General features: G+C 45.9%; 25 protein-coding genes. 21 read left to right on the forward strand and 4 right to left on the reverse strand.

Annotated elements, in window-relative coordinates; translation table 11 throughout:
• Positions 1-7 precede the first annotated feature (7 nt).
• The 5 genes from ACMXYU_RS02690 to ACMXYU_RS02710 are packed head-to-tail and all read left to right on the forward strand — an operon-like array spanning position 8 to position 5,859.
• Positions 8-2,110 carry a chemotaxis protein CheA gene (locus ACMXYU_RS02690; protein ID WP_415900082.1) on the forward strand — a complete coding sequence of 701 codons (2,103 nt, stop codon included), beginning with the start codon at positions 8-10 and terminating at the stop codon, positions 2,108-2,110.
• Between the two features lie 25 nt (positions 2,111-2,135).
• Positions 2,136-3,389, forward strand: coding sequence for a protein-glutamate methylesterase/protein-glutamine glutaminase (locus ACMXYU_RS02695; RefSeq protein ID WP_415900083.1), 1,254 nt, complete (start codon positions 2,136-2,138; stop codon positions 3,387-3,389).
• 5 nt (positions 3,390-3,394) lie between these two features.
• Positions 3,395-4,135: a flagellar motor protein gene (locus ACMXYU_RS02700; protein WP_415900084.1), complete on the forward strand. Its 741-nt coding sequence runs from the start codon at positions 3,395-3,397 to the stop codon at positions 4,133-4,135.
• Between the two features lie 2 nt (positions 4,136-4,137).
• Positions 4,138-5,073, forward strand: a complete 936-nt coding sequence (motD, locus tag ACMXYU_RS02705) for a flagellar motor protein MotD (RefSeq protein WP_415900085.1) — start codon at positions 4,138-4,140, stop codon at positions 5,071-5,073.
• Positions 5,074-5,859, forward strand: a complete 786-nt coding sequence (locus tag ACMXYU_RS02710; protein WP_415900086.1) for a ParA family protein — start codon at positions 5,074-5,076, stop codon at positions 5,857-5,859.
• 182 nt (positions 5,860-6,041) lie between these two features.
• Here the strand turns inward: ACMXYU_RS02710 and ACMXYU_RS02715 are convergent, their stop codons facing one another.
• Positions 6,042-6,725: a hypothetical protein gene (locus ACMXYU_RS02715; protein ID WP_415900087.1), complete on the reverse strand. Its 684-nt coding sequence runs from the start codon at positions 6,723-6,725 to the stop codon at positions 6,042-6,044.
• A 42-nt stretch (positions 6,726-6,767) separates the two neighbouring features.
• Here ACMXYU_RS02715 and ACMXYU_RS02720 point away from each other — a divergent pair, with 42 nt between their 5' ends.
• Both ACMXYU_RS02720 and ACMXYU_RS02725 read left to right on the forward strand, forming a co-directional pair.
• Positions 6,768-7,175, forward strand: a complete 408-nt coding sequence (locus ACMXYU_RS02720) for a chemotaxis protein CheW (RefSeq protein WP_415900088.1) — start codon at positions 6,768-6,770, stop codon at positions 7,173-7,175.
• A gap of 23 nt (positions 7,176-7,198) precedes the next feature.
• Positions 7,199-7,603 (forward strand): DUF2802 domain-containing protein, encoded by a 405-nt coding sequence (locus ACMXYU_RS02725; RefSeq protein WP_415890245.1) that lies wholly within the window; start codon positions 7,199-7,201, stop codon positions 7,601-7,603.
• On the opposite strand, the gene ACMXYU_RS02730 is transcribed toward ACMXYU_RS02725, so the two are convergent.
• Together ACMXYU_RS02730 and ACMXYU_RS02735 are read right to left on the reverse strand one after the other, a co-directional pair.
• Positions 7,600-7,917 (reverse strand): EscU/YscU/HrcU family type III secretion system export apparatus switch protein, encoded by a 318-nt coding sequence (locus tag ACMXYU_RS02730; protein ID WP_415893386.1) that lies wholly within the window; start codon positions 7,915-7,917, stop codon positions 7,600-7,602. The genes ACMXYU_RS02725 and ACMXYU_RS02730 overlap by 4 nt on opposite strands.
• Positions 7,914-9,848 carry a flagellar hook-length control protein FliK gene (locus ACMXYU_RS02735; RefSeq protein ID WP_415900089.1) on the reverse strand — a complete coding sequence of 645 codons (1,935 nt, stop codon included), beginning with the start codon at positions 9,846-9,848 and terminating at the stop codon, positions 7,914-7,916. Before ACMXYU_RS02735 ends, ACMXYU_RS02730 begins: the two co-directional genes overlap by 4 nt.
• Positions 9,849-10,113: 265 nt before the next feature.
• Between ACMXYU_RS02735 and ccmA the strand changes: the two genes are divergently transcribed.
• The 14 genes from ccmA (at position 10,114) to ACMXYU_RS02805 (ending at position 22,881) form a co-directional block, all read left to right on the forward strand.
• On the forward strand, positions 10,114-10,749 hold the full coding sequence (gene ccmA / locus ACMXYU_RS02740) for a cytochrome c biogenesis heme-transporting ATPase CcmA (protein WP_415900090.1): 636 nt from the start codon (positions 10,114-10,116) through the stop codon (positions 10,747-10,749).
• Positions 10,749-11,468, forward strand: coding sequence for a heme exporter protein CcmB (ccmB, locus tag ACMXYU_RS02745; RefSeq protein ID WP_415883445.1), 720 nt, complete (start codon positions 10,749-10,751; stop codon positions 11,466-11,468). Before ccmA ends, ccmB begins: the two co-directional genes overlap by 1 nt.
• Before the next feature lie 12 nt (positions 11,469-11,480).
• Positions 11,481-12,245, forward strand: coding sequence for a heme ABC transporter permease (locus tag ACMXYU_RS02750; RefSeq protein ID WP_415883446.1), 765 nt, complete (start codon positions 11,481-11,483; stop codon positions 12,243-12,245).
• A gap of 4 nt (positions 12,246-12,249) precedes the next feature.
• A complete protein-coding gene (gene ccmD, locus ACMXYU_RS02755; protein WP_415883447.1) occupies positions 12,250-12,429 on the forward strand; it encodes a heme exporter protein CcmD in 180 nt (59 codons plus the stop codon).
• A complete protein-coding gene (gene ccmE / locus ACMXYU_RS02760; RefSeq protein WP_415883449.1) occupies positions 12,426-12,887 on the forward strand; it encodes a cytochrome c maturation protein CcmE in 462 nt (153 codons plus the stop codon). Before ccmD ends, ccmE begins: the two co-directional genes overlap by 4 nt.
• A complete protein-coding gene (locus ACMXYU_RS02765; RefSeq protein ID WP_415900091.1) occupies positions 12,884-14,839 on the forward strand; it encodes a heme lyase CcmF/NrfE family subunit in 1,956 nt (651 codons plus the stop codon). The genes ccmE and ACMXYU_RS02765 overlap by 4 nt, the downstream gene beginning before the upstream one ends.
• 19 nt (positions 14,840-14,858) lie before the next feature.
• Positions 14,859-15,404, forward strand: coding sequence for a DsbE family thiol:disulfide interchange protein (locus tag ACMXYU_RS02770; RefSeq protein WP_415900092.1), 546 nt, complete (start codon positions 14,859-14,861; stop codon positions 15,402-15,404).
• Positions 15,401-15,880 (forward strand): cytochrome c-type biogenesis protein CcmH, encoded by a 480-nt coding sequence (locus ACMXYU_RS02775; protein WP_415900094.1) that lies wholly within the window; start codon positions 15,401-15,403, stop codon positions 15,878-15,880. The genes ACMXYU_RS02770 and ACMXYU_RS02775 overlap by 4 nt, the downstream gene beginning before the upstream one ends.
• Positions 15,877-17,124, forward strand: a complete 1,248-nt coding sequence (ccmI, locus tag ACMXYU_RS02780; RefSeq protein WP_415893391.1) for a c-type cytochrome biogenesis protein CcmI — start codon at positions 15,877-15,879, stop codon at positions 17,122-17,124. Before ACMXYU_RS02775 ends, ccmI begins: the two co-directional genes overlap by 4 nt.
• Before the next feature lie 63 nt (positions 17,125-17,187).
• Entirely contained in the window at positions 17,188-19,281 is a 2,094-nt protein-coding gene (locus tag ACMXYU_RS02785; RefSeq protein WP_415900095.1) for a cell division protein ZipA C-terminal FtsZ-binding domain-containing protein, read from the forward strand.
• 41 nt (positions 19,282-19,322) lie between these two features.
• Positions 19,323-21,353: an NAD-dependent DNA ligase LigA gene (gene ligA / locus ACMXYU_RS02790; RefSeq protein WP_415900096.1), complete on the forward strand. Its 2,031-nt coding sequence runs from the start codon at positions 19,323-19,325 to the stop codon at positions 21,351-21,353.
• Positions 21,353-21,922 (forward strand): hypothetical protein, encoded by a 570-nt coding sequence (locus ACMXYU_RS02795; protein ID WP_415900097.1) that lies wholly within the window; start codon positions 21,353-21,355, stop codon positions 21,920-21,922. The genes ligA and ACMXYU_RS02795 overlap by 1 nt, the downstream gene beginning before the upstream one ends.
• Positions 21,923-21,932: 10 nt before the next feature.
• Positions 21,933-22,145: a YheU family protein gene (locus ACMXYU_RS02800; RefSeq protein ID WP_415900098.1), complete on the forward strand. Its 213-nt coding sequence runs from the start codon at positions 21,933-21,935 to the stop codon at positions 22,143-22,145.
• A 55-nt stretch (positions 22,146-22,200) separates the two neighbouring features.
• Complete coding sequence (locus ACMXYU_RS02805; protein ID WP_415893396.1) at positions 22,201-22,881, forward strand: DUF4126 domain-containing protein; 681 nt, start codon at positions 22,201-22,203, stop codon at positions 22,879-22,881.
• Here the strand turns inward: ACMXYU_RS02805 and ACMXYU_RS02810 are convergent.
• Positions 22,850-23,491: an HPP family protein gene (locus ACMXYU_RS02810; protein ID WP_415900099.1), complete on the reverse strand. Its 642-nt coding sequence runs from the start codon at positions 23,489-23,491 to the stop codon at positions 22,850-22,852. The genes ACMXYU_RS02805 and ACMXYU_RS02810 overlap by 32 nt on opposite strands.
• Positions 23,492-23,498 lie beyond the last annotated feature (7 nt).

The raw sequence follows: 23,498 nt of genomic DNA on the forward strand, positions 1-23,498 counted from the left end.
GCGCCGTATGAGTTTGGATGTGGATCAGGAGATTCTTGAGGATTTTCTTGTCGAAGCAGGTGAAATCCTTGAGCAATTATCTGAACAGTTAGTTGATCTGGAGCAGCGTCCAGATGACAGTGATCTGCTCAACGCAATATTTCGTGGCTTTCATACCGTAAAAGGTGGTGCAGGTTTCTTGCAACTTGAACCTATGGTTGATTGTTGCCATAACGCAGAAAATCTCTTTGATATGTTGAGAAATGGCGAAATCAAAGTTTCGCCAGAACTGATGGATGTAGTACTGCAGGCACTTGATACTGTAAACGTGATGTTTGATGCCGTAAGGGGCGGTCAAGAGCCAGAAAATGCGGATCCACAACTTATTAAGGCTCTAATTGCTTTTGCAAGTGGCGGTGCTCCAGTACCCGCTGAAGCTGCACCTGCTCCGGTGGCGCCAGAGCCCGCTCCAGCTGCGCCAGTTCCTGAGCCTGTAGCAAGTAATGCAGATCAGAGTTCAGATGAATTCGATATGCTGTTAGATGATCTAGGAGGTCCGGCTCCTACCGAAGAGAATGCGGCGGATGACGGCCTTATCACTGAAGATGAATTCGAATCATTGCTCGATGAACTTCATGGCCAAGGTAAGGGGCCTGGTTCAGAGGGTGGTTCAAAAGCGCCTGCTGTAGAACCAGAACCTGCTGGTGGTGATCTGATCACAGAAGATGAATTTGAAGCATTGCTGGATGAGCTGCAATCTCAAGGCAAAGGTGCGTTTGCAGAAAAACCGGCACCGGCATCGGCACCAGCGGCTGCGTCCGTTAGTGCGCCAGAACCTGCTCCCGCACCAGCTGTGCCAGCTCCTGTTGCTACACCTGCTCCTGCGCCAACTGCTCCTGAGCCTGAAAAACGTGAAAGTGCTGCAGCTGCCGCGGTTAAAGCTGCGCATCAGCAAGCTAAGCCTCAGCCTGAAAGCAATGTTCGTGTAGATACACGTTTGCTAGACAAAATCATGAACATGGTGGGTGAGCTGGTATTGGTTCGAAACCGTTTGGTTCGTCTTGGTGTAACCCGTGAAGACGAAGAGATGGCGAAGGCGTTAGGTACGCTAGATATGGTTACGGCTGACTTACAAATGTCAGTTATGAAAACGCGAATGCAGCCTGTTAAGAAGGTTTTTGGTCGCTTCCCGCGTTTGATTCGTGACCTATCACGTAACTTGAAAAAAGAGATTCGCCTAGAGCTTCGTGGTGAAGATACTGATTTAGATAAAAACTTGGTCGAAGCACTTGCTGATCCTTTGATTCACTTGGTTCGTAATGCCGTGGACCACGGTATTGAATCACCTGATGTGCGTGAAGCTGCGGGTAAGCCAAGAGAAGGTCATGTATTACTTTCTGCTGAGCAGGAAGGTGACCACATCCTATTGGTTATTCAAGATGACGGTGCTGGTATGGACGCAGAAAAACTGCGTAATCTGGCTATTGAGCGAGGCATGATGGATGCTGAAGCGGCTCGTCGTCTTACTGAACAAGAATGTTTCAACTTGATCTTTGCTGCGGGCTTCTCAACTAAGAAAGAAATTTCTGATGTTTCTGGTCGTGGCGTGGGTATGGATGTTGTTAAGACAAAAATTACCCAGCTAAACGGTACGTTGAATATTGATTCTGTAATCGGTCAAGGTTCGCGTATTGCGATTCAGGTACCTCTAACATTGGCAATCATGCCAACGCTGATGGTTATTTTGGAAGATCAAGCGTTTGCATTGCCATTGGTAAATGTTAACGAAATCTTCAACCTTGATTTGACTAAGACCAATATCGTTGATGGTCAGCAAGTGATCATTGTTCGAGACCAAGCATTACCGCTATTCCACCTTAAACGTTGGTTGATCGATGGCCAACAAGGTGCTGATCTGCCGGAGCAAGGCCATGTGGTTATTGTTACTGTCGGTACTCAGCGAGTAGGATTTGTAGTTGATCAGCTTGTAGGTCAAGAAGAGGTTGTAATTAAACCTCTAGGTACGATCCTACATGGCACGCCAGGTTTGTCTGGTGCAACAATTACAGGTGATGGTCGTATCGCATTGATTATTGATATCCCTAACTTGCTTAAATATCACGCTTCTTGATGTACCTGAATGAGAGCAAATAAAGATGTCTGTTAAGGTACTGGTGGTAGATGATTCTGGTTTCTTTAGACACCGTATCACTGACTTGCTCTCAGGAGATAGTCGAATAGAAGTGGTTGGCTCTGCTCAAAACGGTAAGGAAGGCGTTGAGCAGGCCAAGAAACTGAAACCTGACTTGATCACGATGGATGTGGAGATGCCGCAAATGAATGGTATCGAAGCAGTCAGAGTGATCATGCGGGAATGCCCGACCAATATACTGATGCTCTCTTCACTAACTCATGAGGGAGCTCAGGTCACATTGCAAGCGCTTGAAGCAGGTGCGCTGGATTATTTATCCAAAGATATGCGTGCTTGGATGGAGCATTCTGCATCTTTGGAAAAACAACTTCGAGATAAGGTTGTTGAATTAGGTCGTTCACGTCATTCAAAGCTACGTAGTAGCTTTATATCCCCATTTGGATCGGGCGATAGTAAAAGTAAGTCGATGGTGTTTAGGCCCGAGGCGGAAAGTAAACCGTCTCGACCTGTGCCTTCTAAGAGGACTGCATCTTCTACCCCTAGGCCTGCTAGACCAACAGACAGATCGCGTACCTCTTCTAGTTTGCCCCTACGGGAGCGACCAGCCGTTTCACAGTTAAAATCAAAATCGGCTCAACCAGAAACCCAGAAACCTACAGGGCATAAGCCTGCATCAAAAATTTCTGTCCCTTCTGGCTGTAAGATTGTAGTTATTGGTTCTTCAACTGGTGGACCGGCTGCGCTGCAGCAGATATTGACTCAGTTACCTGCTAATTTTCCCCATCCGATTTTGTTAGTTCAACATATGCCTAAGACGTTTACGTCGGTATTCGCTACGCGTCTGGATCAACAATGTAAAATTTCGGTTAAAGAAGCAGAAGATGGCGACCGTTTGATACCTGGTCGAGCGCTATTAGCACCCGGTGGGCATCAAATGATTATTGATCCGCGTAGTTTGGACAAAATCCGAATTATGCCGGGAGATGAGCGATTAACTTATAAGCCAAGTGTCGATGTTACCTATGCATCTGCAGCTAAAAGTTATGGCAACAAAGTGCTCGGGATTATTCTGACTGGTATGGGGGCTGACGGTCGGGACGGCGCCAAAATGTTACGCCAACAAGGGGCGACAATTTGGGCGCAGAATGAAGCAAGTTGTACCATTTATGGTATGCCCCAGGCAGTAGTTAATGCTGGATTGGCCAATGAGATCTTAGACTTAACCGAGTTTGGGCCCATTTTGAGTAATAGAAGGTAGTTTAGATGGATTTCACTGCTGTAATCGGTGTATTACTAGCTTTTGCAGCCGTACTGGGTGGTAACTATCTCGAAGGCGGACATGCACAAGAGCTTCTAAACTTACCTGCTGCTGCAATCGTTATTTGCGGCACTCTAGCTGCCGCGATTATTCAGTCGCCAAAACAGGACTTTGCTCGTGCAATCAAATTAATTGGTTGGGCTTTTGGCAATAATCAGCAAGATCTGAAAGGCAAGATTGATGAGATTGTGCAATGGTGTGTTATTGCACGTCGTAAAGGCCTTTTGTCTCTAGAGGCTGAAGCTGATAAGCATAAAGATGATTTTGTTAAGACCGGTCTGCTTTTATTAGCTGATGGCAAGGGGCCTGATGTTATTAGAAGTACCCTAGAAGTTGATCTTATTACGATGGAACAACGGGACCTCCAAGGTACTAAAGTAATAGAGAGCATGGGCGGATATGCACCAACCTTGGGGATTATTGGTGCGGTCTTAGGTTTGATTCATGTCATGAGTAATCTTTCTGATCCAGAAAGCTTAGGGAGTGGTATCGCTACTGCATTTGTCGCGACGATCTATGGTATTGGTATCGCGAACTTATTCTTGATTCCTGTGGCAAACAAAATTAAGAGTCTGATTTCTATGAGATACCAGGCTCAAGAGATGGTGTTAGAGGGGTTGATGTTTATTGCAGAGGGGCAAAACCCTAAAGCGATTCAACAACGCCTCCAAGGTTATTTGAGATAATTATGCCCCGTCGACAGATAGTAGATGATAGTGTTCGCAATGACCGTTGGGTTATCTCTTATGCGGATTTTATTACTTTGCTGTTTGCGTTCTTTGTAGTGATGTATGCGATTTCGTCGGTTAACGAAGAAAAATATAAGCATTTAACCGAAGCGCTTGCGGGTGTTTTTGTCGGTGTAGACCAAGCGATTGATAGTAATCCGGCTCCAGGCGAAGGAAAGAGTGAAAGTGGATTTGCTATCTTTATAGGTGGTAAAACCGATGTAGATGTGCCGGAAGTTACAATTTCACCGCCAGATCAGGAAGAAACAGACGCTTTAAAAGCGCTGCAACAGGAGATGGCGGTAGCTTTTGCTAAGCTGATTGATGACGGACAACTTCGAATTACAGGTAATGATCTTTGGCTTTCTATCGAGTTGAGATCAAATTATCTGTTTGATTCAGGTGGTGCATTACCGAATATTCTTGCGGATCAATTGCTAGAGCAGATAGCAATTATGCTTAAGGGGCGGCCTAACCCCATTCATGTGGAAGGGTTTACCGATAACCAAAGAATATCGACCGATGCTTATCCGTCAAATTGGGAACTATCAGCTGCTAGGGCTGCAGCAGTAGTAAGATTGTTAGCTCAATTTGGAGTAGAGCCAGAGCGAATGGCTGCTGTGGGCTATGGTGAGTTTCAACCTGCTTACAGCAACCGCACCGCTGAAGGCCAGAAATTAAATCGCCGAGTGTTGATTGTCGTTTCTCGAGATGAAAAGGTCCGTAGAACCGTATCTTCATTTGGTAGTCAGCAGGTCAGTGCTGATGCTGTATCAACGGTGTTATCAACGCCGGAAGAAGAAACGGTACCCGTAATTGAACAGGTAGAAACCGGAGATGGTGATGTTTTGTTCAGAAGAGCTGAACCTAAGCCACCGGAACAGGAAGAAAATTAAATGCATGTATGGTCAGTTGCCAACCAGAAGGGTGGTGTCGGCAAAACAACAACAGTAGTGACAATCGCTGGGTTATTGGCGGAGGTTGGCTATCGTGTCTTGTTGATTGATTTGGATCCGCATGGATCTTTGACCAGTTATTTTGGTTATGACCCCGATGAATTGGAAGACAGTGTCTATGATCTATTCACTGGCAGTAGCCAAGTTAAGAAAGATGACGTAACGCGCCTGCTTTTAAAAAGCAGTCATGAGCGTATAGAGCTGATACCTGCTTCTACAGCCATGGCGACATTAGAACGTAAAGCAGTAGGTGCAGAAGGTATGGGTCTGCAGGTTGCCAAAGCCTTAGCACACGTTCGTGATCAGTATGATTATGTGTTGATTGATAGTCCGCCTGTTTTAGGGGTGTTAATGGTTAATGCTCTTGCTGCATGTGAGCACTTGCTAGTTCCTGTTCAAACCGAGTTCTTGGCCTTGAAAGGTCTAGAACGCATGGTTAGAACGATCAACATGATTAACCGTGCTCGTAGTAAAAAATTGAGCTTTACGATTATTCCGACGTTCTACGATCGCAGAACTCAAGCTTCTGTAAGTAGCTTAAGAGAACTCCACCATAATTATCCAAATGAGATCTCTAACGCGGTTATTCCGGTAGATACCAAGTTTAGGAATGCGAGTATTCAAGGGCTTGTACCTTCGGTTATGGACTCCAGTAGTCGAGGGGTTCATTCTTATGCGCGTTTATTGCGTACTTTATTAGAACGTCAAAAGCAGGAGGCCCTATGAGTCAGTCGGATAAAAAGCCTCTTGAACAGGATGAAGTAGAAGTTCATGGCGTTCAAAAGCTTGTTTTTGATTATCTAGAATCGCTGCTATCAGATCCTGATGCGGGTGCAATTGATACTGAAGCTGAAATTGCGGCCATTGAAGAGCAGATCGCAGCAGAAGAAAGTTTAGAGCATCAAGGTTTAGAAGCGGAAAGTGAAGAAAATGCTTTGCTTGCTGATTCCGTAGATCAAAATACTGAAGAGCCAGAGCCAGAGCCAGAGCCAGAGCCAGAGCCAGAGCCAGAGCCAGAGCCAGAGCCAGAGCCAGAGCCAGAGCCAGAGCCAGAGCCAGAGCCAGAGCCAGAGCCAGAGCCAGAGCCAGAGCCAGAGCCAGAGCCAGAGCCAGAGCCAGAGCCAGAGCCAGAGCCAGAGCCAGAGCCAGAGCCAGAGCCAGAGCCAGAGCCAGAGCCAGAGCCAGAGCCAGAGCCAGAGCCAGAGCCAGAGCCAGAGCCAGAGCCAGAGCCAGAGCCAGAGCCAGAGCCAGAGCCAGAGCCAGAGCCAGAGCCAGAGCCAGAGCCAGAGCCAGAGCCAGAGCCAGAGCCAGAGCCAGAGCCAGAGCCAGAGCCAGAGCCAGAGCCAGAGCCAGAGCCAGAGCCAGAGCCAGAGCCAGAGCCAGAGCCAGAGCCAGAGCCAGAGCCAGAGCCAGAGCCAGAGCCAGAGCCAGAGCCAGAGCCAGAGCCAGAGCCAGAGCCAGAGCCAGAGCCAGAGCCAGAGCCAGAGCCAGAGCCAGAGCCAGAGCCAGAGCCAGAGCCAGAGCCAGAGCCAGAGCCAGAGCCAGAGCCAGCACCAGCACCAGCACCGGAGACAACTCCAGATCAGGCGCAATTAGCTGCAGGTTCGGGGGCAACAAGCCGAGAGATCAATTGTGTGTTGATCAAGATGCATGGCTTAAATTTAGCGATTCCGTTCGATTATATTGAAGGAGCAGTGCATTTAAGTTCTGTTTCTCTAACGTTGGATGCCGCACATGATTGGTGTCTAGGTCGCTTTGGTGGAACCAGCGCAGATACCAATGTTATTGATACGGCTTTATGGTTGATTCCTGAGCGTTATCAGCCTGAGATGGCTAAATACGATGAGTTAATTATTCTTCGTGGTCGCCATTGGGCGCTAGCTTGTGATGAATTGGTAAAATCGGTTCGGATTCCAGCGGATAAAGTATCTTGGGCTGGCAATGATAATCCGCGTAAGTGGCTATGGGGTACTTACATGGAAGAGCGTTGTGCCATTCTAGATATTCCTGAATTGATGAATCAGTTTGATAAGGCCTTCTAAAGGATAGAGGCTTTGGAGAGATAATGCCGTCATTGTTTGAAATCGTTCTACTTATCATAGCGTTGGGTACCGCTTGTACAAGCTACGTGCTGTTCAAGCGCTTACAAAAAAATGAGCGTCAGCATCAGGCGCTTATCAATGTTCTGCGTAATGAAATTCAAGCAATGACGAATGGATCTATCGGTATGGGACGTCGTCTTATTGAGGTGGAACAGAAGCTGAATCTAACCGCTGATAAACAACTGGAATTAGAAAACCGAGACCCATCTGCTTTGGCCTACAATCAAGCGACCCGTTTGATGGAGATGGGAGCGGATGTTGATGATCTGGTTAAAAATTGCGGATTAGGGCGACCTGAAGCGGAATTGATGGCGCTGTTGCATAAAGAGTTGCAGGCGCCTCATGAGGCATTAGGTTCAGATCGTTAGTTCTTCTGCTCTGCTGCCTTAATGATCTCAGCCGGATCATGTTTTAGGCTGTAAGCAAAGGCAATTACTTCCGCAATCGCTCTGTAGAGTGATTCAGGAATCTCGTCACCCAGTTCAAGTCTGATTAACACTTCCACAAGTTCAGGGCTTTCGTGGATGTGGATATTATTTTCTTCTGCGAGCGCAATGATCTGTTCAGCAATTTCCCCCATACCTTTAGCAACGATGAGCGGGGCCTTGCCCATCTCTTGATCGTATTTCAGGGCGATCGCTTTTTGTCGCGGAGCATCTAAATCAGGTTTGGAAAATTTCATGTATGCAGATCGACTAGCTGTTTATGAACCACCTGATCCTGACGAGGGGCTTGACCCTCATGCCAAGTGATTTCTGAATTATTAAAACCACACATTCTTAATTTTTCAGCAAACTCTTCGGAGCGCTCTCTCAATTTTTCTGCGGTAACTTTTTGTTCACACCAAAATAGCGTACTGATTTCATGTCCATCTGTTAACCTGATTTCAGCATCGACGCCGCCTTGCTCCTCAAGATCAAAGTGCAGTCGAACCCGCCAAACTGAAATCATTTCGCCTGCAGCGTTAGTCCCGCCTTCTCGGCTAAGTCTAAGTTCTAAATTCTCCCAGCTTTCACCTTGTTTAATCGGTAGATCTAGTTGTAATACGCGCTCAAATCCGCCATCTGGCAGCTCGCGCCACTGATGAAGAGAGTTAATCTGTTGGCTGGTTACCCTAGATTGTAAACCTTTAATAATCTGATCAAAACGTTCTCGCTGTTCAGCAGGAAGTTTGTCGCTGAGTTGTTTCAATTGTTGCAACTGGGCTTTCATGTCTAAAGGGCTTGCACTTCGTCCTTGGCTTAATTGGCGCTCAGTACTTAGCCCACCTAATTCAACGTTTTGACGTATCTGAGAGGGCGCTTCGCTACTCCCCGGGCGGACGCCGAACAGGTTCAGCATGCTACGAACTACACTGCCTATCTGAGAGGTTTGGCTTGCCTCGGTTGCAGTAGCTTGTGCCAACTGATTGAAAGCCGTAGCTGTAGGTTGCTGTACTGGCAAAGTATTTCGCAGTATTTCCTGTATAGCTGGTTTGTCTAACGCAGAATTTAACGTCAGAGGTGGTTCCTGAATACGCAGAACCTGAACGTTTTGATTACCGTTCGAGACCAATTGCAGTTGCGCACCCTGCGGAATAGGTCGAGGCGATTGAACCTCTACTTTTGAACCGTCTGGTAGCGCTAAGCTTACAAGGTGATGTATTGGTGGGCCTGTCCTAACAGGTGTAGGGTTTTGCTGGACCTGTTGTGTAGCTGGGTTAGTTTTATCTGCAATGTTTTGCTGTTGCTGTTGCTGTTGCTGTTGTATCGAAGGACTCGTGGTTTGTGAGGTAGTTACTGTAGTTGCCCCTTGAGTTGTGGGAGCGGGTTGGTTTTGCGGCGCGCTGTTGTTGATTGGCGTTGTAATGTTCGGCTGAGCCCCCGCAGTATTTGTTGCTTGGGCAGTATTACTCTGAACACTTGTAGATGTAATTGCCGGTTGTACTAGGGTTGATCCGCCTGCTGCAGAGGTACTTGTCTGAGCGGTTGGCGCGGGTGCTTGTTGGGCTGCCGGGCTCGTATTATTTGGCTGACCAGAAGTCGTTATGGCTTGTTGCGAAGTAGCTGTTGTTTGTTGGGATGTTACTGATATTTGTTGCGGCGTTGTCGTGGTGCTCGCTACATTAGTTTGTACTGGCTGAGTACTCGATGTTGAAGGTGGATAGACAGGGCGACTGCTGATGACTGCAGCTGTAATGCGCGTATCGGCAGGAAGTTTTAGAATATCGCCTGATTGGGCAAGTTTTAACTGTATGCCAGGATCAGGTCTGGCGGCCGTATTGTTAGCGCTTTGTTGGGCTTGTTGCGGTTGGTTTTGTGTATTGCTTGCCTGGGTATTCGCTGTATTGGCCGTCTGAGCAGGCTGCGGCGTGATCTGAATTTGGCCATCACTTTGACGATTTACATTAATCTTCTGCCCTACAGGCAGGGCTTGAAAGACCCCCATCTGGATCAAACGATTGTTAACTTCCAGTTTGAGTTTAAAAACTTCTGGCTGGATCTGATCCCTACTTACCGCTACAACGGTTGCACTGACGTTCTGCCCGACTGGGAACAGTCGATTTATATTTTGAGCAGAATCGCTACTACTGCTGGTCGTTTGCAGTGGAATAGCAGGTAGTTGTGGTAGCAAGTTTAGTAACCTCTAGTCCTAGGGAATGAGTAAGGAGCGTGCGGGCGTTATTCTATGAGAAATATATGCTGCTAAATGAGGATAAGAATCCAACTTTTAGAAAGCAATACAACAGTGCCGTGCAATCAGATATTCGTATATAATCCCTCGGTTAATAATCGGCAGATATTGTAAAAAGTATAGTTTATTGCCGTAAATTACATTTCTTAAGCGATTCAAAGTTTAAGAAATAGGTCGGAAGACTCGATTGGGTTTGGGGATTGATTTGGATACAGCGTTAATACAAGTTGAAAACCTGTTTTGTGAGCGTGACGAACGTATTTTGTTCGAAGATCTGAATTTTTCTGTATCACAAGGCGAAGTTATCCAGATTGAAGGCCAAAACGGTAGCGGTAAAACGACACTGCTGCGTATCCTCAGCGGTCTATCTAATCATTATGAAGGCGATATTTACTGGGAAGGAGAACCTATCTCAGAGGTTCGCGAAGAATTCCGTCGAGAGCTCCTATATTTTGGTCACCACCCTGGGGTGAAGGCTGTGCTCACGCCTGAAGAAAATCTCCACTGGTATGCTGCGATGCATCCGGGGATAAATGTCGCTGATATCCCTATGGCGTTGGATAAAGTGGGATTAACCGGTTTTGAAGATTCTCCCTGCCATACGCTTTCTGCAGGTCAGAATCGTCGAGTAAGCCTTGCGCGTTTGTATTTAAGTAGCGCTAAGTTGTGGATTCTCGATGAGCCTTTCACAGCTATTGATAAAAAAGGTGTTGCAGAAAAAGAACAGCTTATTCTTGATCATGCGAAGCAAGGTGGTTGTGTGATTTTAACCACTCACCATGAGCTGGGTGTGGGCGAGCAGGTACGTCGATTAAATCTTGATGAATTGGCGGGAACTTAATGGACCAGACAGTGACAAAAGATGAGTTAGGTCAGGGCGATACGTCTGTATCAAGTTTATTCTATGCCGTATTAAAGCGGGATTTAATGTTGGCTTATCGTAAAAAAAGCGATTTGTTTAATCCGCTCATTTTCTTTTTAATGGTCGCGACATTATTCCCACTGGGTGTGAGTCCTGAACCGACGTTCTTGGCTGAGGTGGCTCCCGGTGTTGTTTGGGTGGCAGCATTGCTCGCTACCTTATTGTCTATGGATAGCCTATTTCGATCGGATTTCGAAGACGGAACATTAGAGCAGACGCTGTTAAGTCCGCAGCCTCTGTTTGTGGTTGTGTTGGCTAAAGTGATTGCTCACTGGATGATGAGTGGTCTGCCATTAACGCTATTAGCGCCCTTACTCGGGGTGATGCTGTTTTTACCAGCAGAAGGAATGAGTGGCTTGATGTTGAGTCTGTTGTTAGGGACACCAACATTAAGTTTAATCGGTGCCATCGGTGCGGCATTGACGGTGGGATTAAGAAAGGGTGGCGTGCTGATATCTCTACTGGTGCTGCCACTGTATATCCCTGTGCTTATTTTTGGTACCAGCGCAGTTCAGGCGGCAGTGACAGGATTGCCGCTTGCAGGGTATTTTGCGTTGTTAGGCGCTATTTTGGCTTTGGGTGTTGTGATGGCGCCTCTTGCTATTGGTGCAGCATTACGAATTTCCGTGAGCGGATAAGTTTAGGTAGTTATGAGCGAAAAGAAGAAGTGGATGCCCCGTTGGTTTTATCAATTGGCTTCGCCACGCTGGTCTTATGAAATTATGGGTAAGTTGCTGCCCGGATTTGCAATCGCAGCAGCTATTGCACTTATTGCAGGTGTTGTTTGGGCGCTAGGTTTTGCTCCAGAGGATTACCAGCAGGGTAACAGCTTTAGAATTATCTATATCCATGTTCCTTCCGCTATCTTGGCTCAATCCTGCTACATGATGATGGCAATCGCAGGTGCAATCGGACTTATCTGGAAAATGAAAGTGGCCGATATGGTCGCTAAGTCTTGTGCGCCTATTGGTGCTTCCATTGCGATCTTGGCTTTAGCTACAGGTGCAATTTGGGGTAAACCTACTTGGGGTTCTTGGTGGGTTTGGGATGCGCGCTTAACGTCCATGCTAATCCTTCTATTCCTTTACTTAGGCGTTATTGCTTTGAACTCAGCAATAGAGAGTGAAGCGACGGCAGCTCAAGCTTCTGCAGTTTTATCTTTGGTTGGTTTAGTGAATATCCCAATCATCAAATATTCAGTTGATTGGTGGAATACTCTACATCAGCCAGCAACATTTACTTTGACTGAGAAACCGGCGATGCCCGCTGAAATGTGGGTGCCACTCCTCGTCATGGTCATAGGGTTTTATTGTTTCTTCGCGGTCTCTTTGATGATGCGTACTCGAAATGAAATTTTATATCGAGAACGTCGCTCCAGTTGGGTGCGGGAATTGATAGAAAAACAGAGAGGCTAATTCAGTGAGTTTTGATAGTTTTTCAGATTTTATCGCGATGGGCGGACATGGTTTATATGTCTGGTTGAGTTATGCCATCGCTCTATTCGTTATTGTTATTAATATTGTGAATCCGGCACTGCAAAAAAAGAAGGTTATCTCTGATCTTGCACGTCGCCTGCGCAGGGAGAAAAAATCTTCATGAACCCTAAACGCAAACAACGTTTAATTATCGTTTTATTTATTGTTTTTGGTGTCGGAGCGGCTGTTGGCCTAACTATGTTTGCTCTTAGCCAAAATATTAACCTTTTTTACTCTCCAACTGAGATTGCTAAGGGCGAAGCGCCTAAGGATACGCGAATTAGAGCGGGTGGCATGGTTGTAGAGGGCAGTGTTAAGCGTGATCCTCAAAGTCTGAAAGTGACTTTCCAACTTACAGATTACGAAAGCGTAATGACGGTTCATTATGAAGGTATCTTGCCTGACCTATTCCGTGAAGGTCAGGGTATTGTTTCCCAAGGCAAATTAAATAGTTCTAATGAACTTGAGGCGACTGAAGTGTTAGCTAAGCATGATGAAAACTATATGCCACCAGAAGTTGCTGAAGCACTAGAAAAGAGTGGTCATATGCCTAAACCAGAGGGTGAGGTGTTTAACAAATGATCCCTGAGTTAGGTCAGTACGCACTAATTTTATCTTTATGTTTGGCTGCGTTATTAGCGGTTGTTCCGTTAGCAGGTACTTATAGTAAGAATGCTTTATGGATGGGCTTTGCGCGTCCATTAGCGACAGGCATGTTTGCCTTCTTGATGGTCAGTCTTGTATGCCTTGGCTACGCCTTTGTTGTAGATGACTTCTCTGTTGCATATGTCGCAACAAACTCAAATACAGCGCTACCTATCTATTACAAAATCAGTGCTATCTGGGGCGGGCATGAAGGTTCATTGCTGCTTTGGGTTGTGATCCTAGGTGGTTGGACTTGGGCTGTAGCGATTAAAAGTGACAACTTGCCGCAAGATATTGTCGCTCGTGTATTAGGTGTCATGGGTATTATCAGTGTTGGTTTTATCCTGTTTACACTGATGACATCGAGTCCATTTGAACGTCATTTGCCTCGTTTCCCACAAGAGGGTGGCGACCTTAACCCATTGCTGCAAGATATCGGTCTGATTCTACATCCGCCAATGCTGTACATGGGCTATGTTGGTTTCTCTGTTGCGTTTGCCTTTGCTATTGCTGCTTTGCTAAGCGGTCGTTTAGATGCGGCTTGGGCGCGTTGGTCACGTCCTTGGACAATTGTTGCGTGGGCATTCTTAACCCTAGGTATCGCATTAGGAAGCTGGTGGGCATATTACGAATTAGGCTGGGGTGGCTGGTGGTTCTGGGATCCAGTAGAAAACGCTTCATTTATGCCATGGTTGGTAGGTACTGCACTGGTTCACAGTTTAGCTGTGACTGAAAAGCGTGGTGTGTTTAAAAGCTGGACCGTATTGCTAGCGATCTTTACCTTCTCTTTGAGCTTATTAGGTGCCTTTTTGGTTCGTTCTGGCGTACTTACTTCAGTACATGCCTTTGCGACAGACCCAGAGCGAGGCTACTTCCTACTTGCGCTGTTGGCGATCACGATTGGTGGATCTTTGTTGATCTATGCATTGAAAGCTGCGCATGTAAAAAGTGAATCAAGTTTTGAATTGGTTTCGCGCGAGACCTTCTTGCTAGGTAACAATGTTCTATTAGTGGTAGTAGCGATGATGGTTCTATTAGGAACATTGTATCCGCTGCTTATTGATGCCTTAGGTATGGGTAAGATTTCGGTAGGTCCTCCGTACTTTAACGCACTCTTTATACCTCTAATGGCTGTAATGGTTGGCTTTATGGGCTTTGGTATTCTTTCTCGTTGGAGAAGTACTAAGAGTTCATATCTTACCGCTCAATTAGTCATTCCATTTGTATTGAGCATTGTCTGTGCTGCTGTGTTCCCTATGCTGTATGGCGATGGCTTTGATTGGTACGTATTCCTAGGCATGGCGCTTGTATTCTGGATTACGTTCGTATCGATTAAAGATATTTGGAACAAAGTTTCTCACCGTAAGGCACCTTTTAAAGCGCTAACTACGTTGTCTCGTAGCTATTATGCGATGGTATTAGCCCATATTGGTGTTGCGGTAACGATTGTTGGTATGACGCTCGTTTCTATCTATAACGAAGAGCGCGATCTTAGAATGGTGCCAGGGGACAAACTTAGCTTTAAACAGTACGAGTTTATTTTTGACGGCACTCGAGATGTTGTAGGTCCTAACTATGTTTCAGATAAAGCGCGTTTACGTGTACTGAAAGATGGGGAGGCTTATGGTGAGCTTTTCCCAGAAAAACGTATGTACAACGCCAGTGGCACAGTTATGACTGAAGCCGCAATTGACCCAGGTCTAACACGAGATCTATATGTTGCGTTGGGTGAACCTCTTGAAGGCGGTGCATGGGCGGTTCGTGTTCAGCATAAACCATTTGTACGTTGGTTATGGTTGGGGGGCTTGCTAATGACCGTTGGTGGTTTGTTGGCTGCGATGGACAAGCGTTATAGAAAACAAAATAAGCGTGCTGTAGCAAACGCTTAAGTATTAAGGGTAATCAATCATGCGTCGCTTTGTTTTGTTTATTCCATTGGCGATTTTCTTAGGAATAGGTGTTTTTCTTTGGCGTGGTCTTCAACTGGATCCTACGGAATTGCCTTCAGCGCTGTTGAATAAGCCTTTCCCTCAGTTTGAGCTACCGTCATTGTATGACGAAGGAAAAATGCTTAACGCTGAAGACCTTAAAGGTGAAGCTGCTTTAGTTAATGTTTGGGCAACTTGGTGTCCATCCTGTAAAGAAGAGCATGCACAGCTGAATAGTATTAAGGCCGAAGGCTATAAAGTTATAGGTATTAACTATAAAGATGAGCGCCAGAAAGCAAAAATTTGGCTGAATAAATACTTAGATCCCTACGCAACAAATGTTTATGACGACAAAGGAAGCTTAGGCCTAGATTTGGGTGTTTATGGAGCACCTGAAACTTATGTGATCGATGCACAAGGCGTGATTCGGTATAAGCATGTCGGTGTTGTCGATCAGCAAGTGTGGACCAAGCTGAAAGGGATAATTGATCAGATCAACAGTTCTGAGAAGGTCGCTGCACAATGAGAAAAATCCTAGCGTTATTGCTGTTTTCTCTGCCTATGTCGTCATGGGCAGCTATTGATACTTACGAATTTAAGGATGAGGAAACGCGCGAACGCTTTCGTCAATTAACGTTCGAGCTACGTTGTCCAAAATGCCAAAACCAAAACTTGCAGGATTCTAACTCGCCTATCGCTTCTGATTTGCGTAACGAAGTCTACAAGATGTTGCAAGAAGGCAACGATAACGACGAAATTGTCGATTTTATGGTGGCAAGGTACGGTGATTTTGTTCTATATCGCCCGCCGGTTAATAAAGCGACCTATGTATTGTGGTATGGCCCGTTTGTGTTGGCTGTTATCGGTATTATCGTGATGGTTTTTCTTTCTCGAAAGCGCAAGAAGAAAGTGGACGACAAAGGGCAAGATCTAGATTCATCCCTTAGCGGTGATGAAGCCCAGCGCCTGAAAGATATTTTAGATAAGGGTAAAGATAAATGATTGAACTATGGGTAGGCATAGCGCTGTTAACGGTACTAGCTATTGCTTTTGTATTTTTACCCTTTGTACGTGCTAGACGCCTAATTCAAAATGAGGTTGCTGAAGATCGCGAACAACAAAATATTGAGATCTTTCAGGAGCGCTTATCCGAATTAGAAGAAGAGAAAGCTGCAGGCAACCTAGATGATACGGATTTTGCGACGTTGAAAACTGAGCTTGAGCGAAATCTGCTTTCAGATGTAAACGAGCAAAAACAGTCGAAGAAGGGCATTGCATTAACGTCGCAAACGCTAGTGACTGTAACACTGTTGGCATTAATGATTCCTGTTGCTGCTATTGGTTTGTACTCCGTTTACGGACGTTCTGCAGATCTAGAGTTATCAATGCAACAGCCGAAAGATCCTTTCAATGGTAAACAACCGACACTGGAAGAGGCCGTTGCTCAGCTTGAAAAAGAGCTCGAGCTGAATCCAGAAAACCCTGAAGGTTGGTACTTACTATCAACAACCTATATGAATCAAGGGCGCTTTAAAGAGGGGGCTGCTGGTTTTGAAAAGGTTGTGTCTTTGTTACCTGAAGATTCACCGCAGTATGCGGATGTTTTAGGTCAGTACGCACAGGCTCTATTTTTTGCCAATGAAAGTAAAATGAGCCCAGAGATCAAAACGGTTATTGATAAGACGCTAGCGATTAAACCTCTAGAAATTACCGTTTTAGGTTTGTTAGGTATTGATCGCTATGAGCACAAAGATTATCAAGGTGCGCTGGATTATTGGTTGAAAGCGCTTCGTAACTCTGACGGTAAGACTGCAGAATCTCTTCGTTCTGGTGTACGCAATGCTCGTGATGCCTTGATTGCTGAAGGTGTTGATGTACCAGAAATTCCTGAGTTGATGCCAGCATCAATTAGCTTGAAAGTGAATATTGATGACCAGCTGAAACAGCAAGTTGCTGCTGATGCCACTGTGTTTGTGTTTGCACGCGAAGTAGGCGGTCGTATCCCGTTAGCAGCTGTTAAACTTCAAGTTTCTGACCTACCTATTGATGTCGTTCTTGATGATTCTAAAGCGATGAATCCTCAGTCAGGTTTATCTACGGTTTCGACTGTTGAAGTATCTGCGAGAGTCTCAAAAACGGGTGAACCAAAAGAACAGTCAGGTGATCTATATGGTCTGATCTCCCCAGTTCAGGTGCGTGGTACAACTTTACCAATGATTCTTACGATCGATAGAGTTGTCGAATAAATCTGGCTCTTTTATAGTGGGTACTTATTACCGTTTTTTTAAGATAAGGTCGCGACTAAGCACATGGAAATCACTCTGCGTGAATGGTTAATAATCGGTGGGGTTGTTTTAATCCTACTGATTGTTTTGGATGGTTGGCGTCGTATGCAAATTGGGCGTAATCGCCTAAAGATGAACATCGACAAAAACTTTGTTGATCTTCCAGAGGGAGATGACTCATTTAATCCAGAGTTACCGTCAGGTGGTGCCCGCAAGGTCGCGTTAGATGATGACCCACTTTTCTCTAATCACCGTCCAAATTTAGACGGTGATTCCCCCTCTGCTGAGACTCAAAACTCTTCTTATACGAGTGAATTGGATGCACAAGAGATGCAGCCGCTAGCAGAAGAAAAGCCTGTTAAAAAAGAAGAGCCTATAGTGCCGGTCTGGGATGATGATCTCGATATTGATGACGGCATTGTTGGTAGTGCACGTAAGGTTACAGTTGAGCCGACGTTAACTGTTGACGACATCCCTGTAATGGATGAGCCACTTCCAAAAGAAGCGGAAGAAACAAAATCAGAAGTCTCCGATTATGCTATGGATGAAGGGGTGTTGGGTCCTGCTCGCGTAGTAGAACAAACTATTCCAGAACCAGAACCAGAACCAGAACCAGAACCAGAACCAGAACCAGAACCAGAACCAGAACCAGAACCAGAACCAGAACCAGGGCTTCAGTCGTATCAGGAAGTTGCCGAGGAAGAGGTTCCCGTGGTTACTGCGGATAACGGTTTTGAGCAAAATGCTGTTGAAATCCAAGATGCTACTGCTCCATATCATGAAGATGAAGTTCTGCAAGAGCCATCGGTAGCTGAGCTAGAATCTGAAGCTGTCGAAGATACTGTGCAGCCAGAACCTGAGGTTGAGATTGTTCAGGAAGCAGAGCAAGAGTCTCAGTACTATGCTGAGCTTTCTGATGAAGTTTCAGAAATTGAAAGTGTTGATACTGAACAGAATCATGATGTTGAAGCAACGAACACGCAAATTAATGAGTACGAAATGCTTCAGGAAGAGTCTGACACTGAACTTGAGTTAACAGAAGCTGTTGACGCAGAGCTGAAATCAGAAAAGCTTATTGAAACTCAACAGCCTATCGAGAACTTTGTAGAGCCAGAGCCAGAGCCAGAGCCAGAGCCAGAGCCAGAGCCAGAGCCAGAGCCAGAGCCAGAGCCAGAGCCAGAGCCAGAGCCAGAGCCAGAGCCAGAGCCTGTAATTGCAGCAGTAGCTGAGCCTGTTCAAGAAATTGACTTCGAAAAGCCTGTTACGCTTCTTATGGATGAGCTTGATGAAAAAGAGCATATCCATGAAAGCGAACAGGAACCTGAAGCTTTCCCTCAGTTGGATCTTAAAGGTGTTGAAAACAGCACTCCTTCAGCTATTGAGGATGATCCTCAAACAGGTTTTGATTTCGGTCATGTGGAAGAAGATCCATATGCAAATCTGACTCTAGGTTCGGCGCTAGATAATGATTGCTCCGAGCTTTCAGTTACAGAGACTATTTCAAAAGCCCCGGCAGTTGAGGTTCAGGGGGCTGAGGTTGAGCAGACTGAAATTGTAAATGCCAGAATTGAAGAATCAATGGAGCCTGAGTATCTACGTGAAGAAGTAGAATATTCGCCAGAACCAGAGCCAGTTGTAGCGCCTGCAGGTGTGCAGCGGAAGCCTCTAGAGAAAGATCCAGATCCTGAAAATGTCTTGGTGATCTCTGTAATTGCAAAAGAGCAGCCGCAGTTTAACGGTCCTGTATTGCAAAAAATAGTTGATGCCTGCGGTATGAACTTTGGCGAAATGGATATTTACCACCGTTTCGAAAAAGCTTCGGGTGTTAGTCCTGTACAGTTCAGTATGGCAAATGCGCTTCCTCCAGGCACCTTCGTCCAAGACAATCCCGAATCACTTACGACAAAAGCGGTGATGTTCTTTATGTCTATGGAAGAACCGCAAGATGTCATGGATGCCTTTGAGTGTATGTTGGCTACTGCAGAAACTGTAGCGAAGCATCTTGGTGGCGAAATGCTGGATGAAAACCGATCGGTGCTAAGAAGCCAGACGATGGAACACTACCGACAGCGTGTTCGCGATTTTGAAATGAAAGCTCTTAAAAAGCGTGGTCGTTAAGCCGCGCTTTCTTCTCTCTATACCCCTTATTGAGTCTTACCGTGTCTATACAAGAACAGATCGAATTTCTGCGTGAGCAGCTAAACCATCATAACTATCGTTACTATGTTTTGGATGATCCAGAGGTTCCGGACGCTGAGTATGATCGACTTTTCCATGAGTTGAAAAAGTTAGAGAGAGAAAATCCTGAGCTAATAACATCTGATTCGCCTACACAAAGGGTAGGTGGGCAGCCTCTATCTGCCTTTAGCCAAATTGCTCACGAACTGCCGATGCTCTCTTTGGATAACGCTTTCAATGAAGAGGATATGCAAGAGTTCAACCGTAGAGTGGTAGAGCGTTTAGATCAGCAAGGTGGTGGATCTATACAATATGCTTGTGAGCCAAAATTAGACGGTATTGCCGTAAGTTTACTCTATGAAAATGGTTTGCTGGTTCGTGGCGCAACGCGTGGTGATGGTACCACCGGTGAAGATATCACGCTGAATGTACGTACCATTCCTACGATTCCTTTAAAGCTAACAGGCAGTGGTTATCCAGAGCGGATAGAGGTCCGTGGTGAAATTTACATGCCGAAAGCAGGTTTCGAACGGTTAAATCAACGTGCAGCTGCAACGGGACAAAAGCCATTTGTAAATCCACGTAATGCTGCAGCAGGGAGCCTTCGTCAGTTGGACCCCAAGATTACTGCTTCTCGACCTCTAGAGATGTGTAGTTATAGCGTTGGTATCGTTTCTGGCGGTGAGTTGGTTTCTGAGCATGCGGCCATACTGACCCAGCTAAAGGAGTGGGGCTTTAAACTCAATCCATTGTTAGATGTTGTCGATGGTGTTGATGGTTGTATGACGTACTATCAAAAAGTCTCTGAGCTGCGTGATTCGCTTCCTTACGAGATCGATGGTGTCGTTTTTAAAGTGAATAACCTTGAGCAGCAAAAGGCGTTGGGCTTTGTATCACGCGCGCCGCGCTGGGCAATAGCGCATAAATTCCCTGCTCAAGAAGAGATGACAACAATTCGTGCAATAGAATTTCAGGTCGGGCGTACAGGTGCGGTTACCCCTGTGGCTCGTCTAGAGCCTGTATTCGTGGGCGGTGTTACGGTTTCTAACGCCACTTTACACAATATGGATGAGATTGAACGTCTTGATGTCCGGGCAGGTGATACGGTGATCATTCGTCGTGCTGGCGATGTGATTCCTCAAGTTGTTCGAGTGTTACATGATAGAAGGTTACCCGAAGCAGAAGCGGTAGAGTTTCCTAAATCTTGTCCCGTATGCGATTCGGCTGTAGAGCGACAAGAGGGGGAGGCAGTTGTTCGTTGTACGGGTGGTTTGTATTGTGCGGCACAACGAAAAGAGGCGCTAAAGCACTTTGTATCCCGTAAGGCGATGGATATCGATGGCTTAGGTGATAAGTTAATCGAAATGCTAGTCGATCTTGATATGTTACATAATCCGGCGGGCTTATTTACATTGGATCAAGCGGAGATCGCTAAGCTTGATAGAATGGGGCCCAAGTCTGCCGAGAATCTGATTAATGCGATTAACAACAGCCGTAATACACAATTGCCGCGTTTCCTTTACGCTTTGGGTATTCGTGAGGTAGGTGAGGCAACTGCTCGGGCGTTAGCGCATCATTTTGGCAAGCTAGATACTTTGATGTCAGCATCTGAAGAAGAGCTTATCGATGTACCTGATGTAGGGCCGATTGTAGCGAAGCATATTACTCAGTTTTTTGCACAGGAACATAACCGCGAAGTTATCGATGCCTTGATTAATGAGGCTGGTATTTCTTGGGAAGCGATAGAAAAACCGTCTGAAGATGAGTTAGTCTTGCAGGGTAAAACATGGGTTCTGACAGGTAAGTTGGAGCGTATGGGGCGTAGTGATGCGAAAAATCACTTGTTGGCTTTAGGCGCCAAAGTGGCTGGCAGTGTCTCTGCAAAAACTGATTGTGTAGTGGCTGGGCCGGGTGCTGGCTCAAAACTTAAAAAGGCAAATGAGTTAAACATCGCAACGATGGATGAAGATGAGTTTGTTAACTTTCTAGCTGAGCATGGAGTGAATCTGTAATGCTAATTCGGTTCAATCATAAAGCTTATAGTGTGTTTATCATTTCATTGCTTCTTTCTGGTTGCTTTGGTGGGGCTGCCACTAAGCCAGCTCTGATGATTTGTGATGAGTTAGACGATACTGATGATTGGATTGAGCCGGCTGTGAATATTCAGCAAAAATACGGTACTCCTCTGGCTTTAACTTTAGCTATGCTTGAACTGCCATTAACTGAGCTGGATAAAAAGCATGTCCGTCCTCGTGCTGCAGATTGGGATGAATTCCGTATCCGTAGTGAGCGTTGGGATGCTGAGCCTACAGAGGTGGAAGATGCCGTTCATTTTATCGGTTGGTTTACACAGCAGAGCGTGAGCCGTAATGGTCTTGCTTGGAATAATGCGGCAGGTCACTACTTGGCACTTCGGCTAGGTCATGGTGGTTATCACCGTTTTGATTCAACTAAATATCCAGAACTTACTCAGCAAGCGCGTGGCATTCAACAAAGATATGATCGCTGGCAGCGTGAATTGCACGGATGTAAAGACCGTTGGCAGGGGGAAAGCTGGTTTAGTAAGTTGAAGATCTGGTAGTCCCACCTTTATGATCATCCCCTATCAAGAACTTGAGTCAGATACACTCACGGCATTAATCGAAGAGTTTGTCAGCCGTGATGGTACTGACTATGGTGAATATGAGTTCTCTCTCTCCGATAAAGTCGCTCAAGTAAAATCTCTCTTGCAATCAGGGCAGGTCGTTATCTTGTTCAGCGAGAGTACAGGGCTTTGTAATATAGTATCTAAAGACACATTGTAGCGCTGGGCCTTTCTATTCGATCTGCAAGGCCTTGGATAATCAGCGAGGTACTTATATGGATCAGTTAGAACAAATTGTCAGTTTAGTAGCACTGACGATGGGAGTTGGTTGGGCAAGTGGTATTAACTTATACGCTACTGTCCTAATGTTAGGCATGCTCAATAATATGGGGCATATAGCCTTACCAGAAGAGTTACAGATTGTTAGTGATCCGCTAGTATTGATGGCTGCTGGTGCTATGTATTTTGTCGAGTTTTTTGCCGATAAAGTACCTGGTGTCGACACTGGCTGGGATACATTACACACCTTTATTCGAATCCCCGCAGGCGCAGCTTTAGCTGCCAGTGCAGTAGGCGACGTAACGCCAGCAGTAGAGCTGGCTGCAGCTTTGGCTGGTGGCACATTAGCAGCAGGAAGTCATGCGGCGAAAGCGGGTGGGCGCGTACTAATTAATACTTCACCAGAGCCTGTGACCAATTGGACGGCTTCAATTAGTGAAGACCTGCTGGTGTTAGGTGGCTTGTGGGCTGCACTTAACCACCCTATTTGGTTCTTAGCTGGCTTAGTAATCTTTATATTACTGTTGGTATGGCTGCTTCCAAAAATCTGGCGCGGCGTGAAAAAGGTGTTTAGATTTATTGCTGGGTTGTTCGGCGGTAATAAAGAGGAGCCTAAGGAGCTATCATCGCATCCACCGCAACGTCCTAAACCCATCTCTCCAAATGAGGGCCGCTGACCAGTAAGCGCAAAAGGTCAGTTCTACAGACGATGCCAACAACTTGGTCTTGATCATCAACCACTGGAACGGCATTGATATCATTCTCAATAAAATTCATCGCGACATCTTGAACCATAGTTTCAGGTGTCGCTGCCGTTAGCTTTTTAGTGCATAAAGATCGGACAGGGGAGAGGGAATCTGTCCCTGCTGCAATAAGATCTGTTTTGTGAATAAGCCCTAAGGGGCGTTGATCTTCTTCCATTACCACCAAGTGATTGATTTCCAGAGAGTCCATTCGTTTCCAAGTGCTACTGATCGGGGTGCTCGGTGTCACACTATGTACCGGCGAAACCATAATCCTAGAGACCGTCAACTGTGGGCTGTTAGGTTCAGTATGGCTATCGGCAGTATTAGAGGTATAGGCCCGGCTGGCGTTGTCATTATTTTCTGGGCCTTTGTGAGGCCCAGGAATAACAAATTTTTCACCGTCGGCATGGAGGCGATCCTCCATATCTGCGCTACGGTGGCTATGGCGGCTGTGTTTTAGAGAATCAACACCTTTCTCCCTAAAGAGAGACTCTTTAGGTGTTTGTATTCGATAACCTTGATCGTATACGTAAAGTGCCATAGCTACT

It is taken from the genome of Neptuniibacter sp. QD48_11 (assembly GCF_047778095.1).
Lineage (GTDB): Bacteria > Pseudomonadota > Gammaproteobacteria > Pseudomonadales > Balneatricaceae > Neptuniibacter.

What these genes read in the sequence shown, in the direction of transcription:
- ACMXYU_RS02690 (WP_415900082.1), top strand. Translation starts at nt 8, where the DNA reads ATGAGTTTGGATGTGGATCAGGAGATTCTTGAGGATTTTCTTGTCGAA.
- ACMXYU_RS02695 (WP_415900083.1), top strand. Translation starts at nt 2,136, where the DNA reads ATGTCTGTTAAGGTACTGGTGGTAGATGATTCTGGTTTCTTTAGACAC.
- ACMXYU_RS02700 (WP_415900084.1), top strand. Translation starts at nt 3,395, where the DNA reads ATGGATTTCACTGCTGTAATCGGTGTATTACTAGCTTTTGCAGCCGTA.
- motD (WP_415900085.1), top strand. Translation starts at nt 4,138, where the DNA reads ATGCCCCGTCGACAGATAGTAGATGATAGTGTTCGCAATGACCGTTGG.
- ACMXYU_RS02710 (WP_415900086.1), top strand. Translation starts at nt 5,074, where the DNA reads ATGCATGTATGGTCAGTTGCCAACCAGAAGGGTGGTGTCGGCAAAACA.
- ACMXYU_RS02725 (WP_415890245.1), top strand. Translation starts at nt 7,199, where the DNA reads ATGCCGTCATTGTTTGAAATCGTTCTACTTATCATAGCGTTGGGTACC.
- ACMXYU_RS02730 (WP_415893386.1), bottom strand. Translation starts at nt 7,917, where the DNA reads ATGAAATTTTCCAAACCTGATTTAGATGCTCCGCGACAAAAAGCGATC.
- ccmB (WP_415883445.1), top strand. Translation starts at nt 10,749, where the DNA reads ATGGACCAGACAGTGACAAAAGATGAGTTAGGTCAGGGCGATACGTCT.
- ACMXYU_RS02750 (WP_415883446.1), top strand. Translation starts at nt 11,481, where the DNA reads ATGAGCGAAAAGAAGAAGTGGATGCCCCGTTGGTTTTATCAATTGGCT.
- ccmE (WP_415883449.1), top strand. Translation starts at nt 12,426, where the DNA reads ATGAACCCTAAACGCAAACAACGTTTAATTATCGTTTTATTTATTGTT.
- ACMXYU_RS02765 (WP_415900091.1), top strand. Translation starts at nt 12,884, where the DNA reads ATGATCCCTGAGTTAGGTCAGTACGCACTAATTTTATCTTTATGTTTG.
- ACMXYU_RS02770 (WP_415900092.1), top strand. Translation starts at nt 14,859, where the DNA reads ATGCGTCGCTTTGTTTTGTTTATTCCATTGGCGATTTTCTTAGGAATA.
- ACMXYU_RS02775 (WP_415900094.1), top strand. Translation starts at nt 15,401, where the DNA reads ATGAGAAAAATCCTAGCGTTATTGCTGTTTTCTCTGCCTATGTCGTCA.
- ccmI (WP_415893391.1), top strand. Translation starts at nt 15,877, where the DNA reads ATGATTGAACTATGGGTAGGCATAGCGCTGTTAACGGTACTAGCTATT.
- ACMXYU_RS02785 (WP_415900095.1), top strand. Translation starts at nt 17,188, where the DNA reads ATGGAAATCACTCTGCGTGAATGGTTAATAATCGGTGGGGTTGTTTTA.
- ACMXYU_RS02795 (WP_415900097.1), top strand. Translation starts at nt 21,353, where the DNA reads ATGCTAATTCGGTTCAATCATAAAGCTTATAGTGTGTTTATCATTTCA.
- ACMXYU_RS02800 (WP_415900098.1), top strand. Translation starts at nt 21,933, where the DNA reads ATGATCATCCCCTATCAAGAACTTGAGTCAGATACACTCACGGCATTA.
- ACMXYU_RS02805 (WP_415893396.1), top strand. Translation starts at nt 22,201, where the DNA reads ATGGATCAGTTAGAACAAATTGTCAGTTTAGTAGCACTGACGATGGGA.
- ACMXYU_RS02810 (WP_415900099.1), bottom strand. Translation starts at nt 23,491, where the DNA reads ATGGCACTTTACGTATACGATCAAGGTTATCGAATACAAACACCTAAA.